At 47.3% G+C, this 1,998-nt stretch carries 7 protein-coding genes; all 7 read left to right on the plus strand.

Features of this window, described 5'->3' with window-relative positions; translation table 11 throughout:
- On the plus strand, nucleotides 1–234 hold a 234-nt coding region (locus AC1DWB_RS34190), incomplete at its 5' end, for a hypothetical protein (RefSeq protein ID WP_477545528.1).
- A gap of 1 nt (nucleotide 235) precedes the next feature.
- On the plus strand, nucleotides 236–397 hold the full coding sequence (locus tag AC1DWB_RS34195) for a hypothetical protein (RefSeq protein ID WP_477545529.1): 162 nt from the start codon (nucleotides 236–238) through the stop codon (nucleotides 395–397).
- On the plus strand, nucleotides 394–795 hold the full coding sequence (locus AC1DWB_RS34200; protein WP_477545530.1) for a hypothetical protein: 402 nt from the start codon (nucleotides 394–396) through the stop codon (nucleotides 793–795). The genes AC1DWB_RS34195 and AC1DWB_RS34200 overlap by 4 nt, the downstream gene beginning before the upstream one ends.
- On the plus strand, nucleotides 792–1,136 hold the full coding sequence (locus tag AC1DWB_RS34205) for a hypothetical protein (protein WP_477545531.1): 345 nt from the start codon (nucleotides 792–794) through the stop codon (nucleotides 1,134–1,136). The genes AC1DWB_RS34200 and AC1DWB_RS34205 overlap by 4 nt, the downstream gene beginning before the upstream one ends.
- A complete protein-coding gene (locus tag AC1DWB_RS34210; protein WP_477545532.1) occupies nucleotides 1,133–1,354 on the plus strand; it encodes a hypothetical protein in 222 nt (73 codons plus the stop codon). The genes AC1DWB_RS34205 and AC1DWB_RS34210 overlap by 4 nt, the downstream gene beginning before the upstream one ends.
- Nucleotides 1,351–1,563, plus strand: coding sequence for a hypothetical protein (locus AC1DWB_RS34215; protein ID WP_477545533.1), 213 nt, complete (start codon nucleotides 1,351–1,353; stop codon nucleotides 1,561–1,563). Before AC1DWB_RS34210 ends, AC1DWB_RS34215 begins: the two co-directional genes overlap by 4 nt.
- Nucleotides 1,560–1,796, plus strand: a complete 237-nt coding sequence (locus AC1DWB_RS34220) for a hypothetical protein (RefSeq protein ID WP_477545534.1) — start codon at nucleotides 1,560–1,562, stop codon at nucleotides 1,794–1,796. The genes AC1DWB_RS34215 and AC1DWB_RS34220 overlap by 4 nt, the downstream gene beginning before the upstream one ends.
- The last annotated feature ends 202 nt before the right edge of the window (nucleotides 1,797–1,998 follow it).

The following is a 1,998-nucleotide window of genomic DNA, read 5'->3' on the forward strand; positions in this document are numbered from 1 at the left end:
CCGCATCACCCCAGCCGAAAGAATAGAAGGATACGAAAGAATAGGAGGCTACACAATGGAATTTCAAGAGTTTCTGAGACAAGTGATGGAAGCACGGAAAGACGGTTCAAACACGACCAAAACCTGATGGATCGAACGGTGAAAGTATCAATCAACGGGGAAGAAGTAGAGATAGTCAGCATCGAAGTGGATTGCCTTGGCAACATCATCATTAACGTGGACGGAGTTGAGTAGCATGCGACAAGAGATTGATAACCCAATGGTACGCGAACACGCTGAACCACTCAGCATCAGCACACAAGAGGTATTAGCCAGCTACCATAAGCCAGTGATCAACGTGGAGATGTACCGGAAGAARTGGAACGACACTAATCGACGGATGGAGGCCAGGAAATGAACTTAGATGCAATCAAAGAAGCGCTTAGCAAGGCAACGCCAGACTGGTATGACAACGGAAATGAGATCGTATCAAATCAAAACATGCGCGTTGGAATCGGTGGATTCCTGAAGGAAGAAGACAACGTGTTAGCGGCTCACGCTCCTGAATGGCTTGCATCCCTTGTATCCGAAGTGGAACGCCTCAATAAACGACTTGAAGCCTCTGTGTATATCGGAGATCACAACTATGATTTGGCTGAGGAACGAGGCAGGAAAGTAGAGGAAATGCAAAAGACACTGGAATGGTACGCAGATGAACTTAACTGGGGAACGATTGAGGAGTATGGAGCATTTGTCAGTGACGGTGGCGAACTCGCCCGAGAGACATTGAAGCGGCTGAGAGGAGAATCAGTATGAGTGAAAAGGTAAAGCTGCCACGAGAGGTAGTGGAAGCGATTGAGTCGCTGAGAAGTAAGCAGAATGGGTTCAGTGATTACGCCATCGTCGGAATGATGCACGAGAAAACCAGTCATCATATCGCCGAAATTAGGATTCTGGATAGTCACATGGGCCAAGGGAAAATGCACCCTGATAATCTGATCAAAGCCCTAGTAAACGGCTATGAAGTAGAACAGACAACAGAAGAAGAAGCCATTCAATGGCTCATAAAGAAGAGGTGTATCGAACGAGGGTTTAGCGAACACGACATCGTTATGGGCATCAAAGCCATTCTAAACAGAGGAGTGAACGAAGAATGACCAAACGTGAAAGTCTCGTCCAGCATCTTGAAACCCAAGCCTATGTATGCAAACTGATAGCTGACAAACTCCGCAACGGGGAAGACATAGCGGACAGCGCTTGGCTCAGCGACCTATTCAGCACAGATGAATGGAACACTGAAATAGCCGCGATTGAAGCACAAGAACAACTGCAGTATGAGCATGACCAAGCGATGGAAGAGAGGGTTGCCGTGTGATCACAGCAACAATACCAGATAAGCCTCTACGCCTTCACCAAGCTACGTACAAAGTATACTCAGACGCGCGGCTGATCGAGTTGAAACATGAGCGATACGGCTCAACGTACACCTCTATGCTGTCGGTAAAGGAAGCGCGAGACACGGTACAGCAGCTACAAACCTGCATCGATGAGTTTGAGGTTGAGCAAGGGAGGGATTGCGAATGATCAAAATAGAGGATATTGAAATCGGCGGCGAGTACAGAGGGAAAACCGGATTACCGCGTAAGGTAAAGCAGTTCTGGCATTTCAAACCAAACGGAAAAGGGCAGAAGGTATTAAGTCCTGTCGGAGCTGACATCGAATATGTACGAGTAGATTCAGACGGTAATGAATATAAAGGCGGCACATGTTGGTACAGTACTTTTGCGAATTGGGCTGAATTGAGGTTGGACAAATGAGCCTAGCAGACGTATACGCCAAACTACGACACTGTTACAGGCAGATGATGCTCGCCCCTCTCGGGAGCGCGGAACGTACTGAATGGATTGGGATTGCAAGATATTACGAGCAAATAAAGAACGCCCTTGCCGCAGCAACGGCAGAGAGCGCATAAGGAAAACAAAAGTTGTTTCAATCATACCAAAAAGGAGCGAATATTGC

This window comes from Paenibacillus sp. P4_E11, assembly GCF_056401635.1.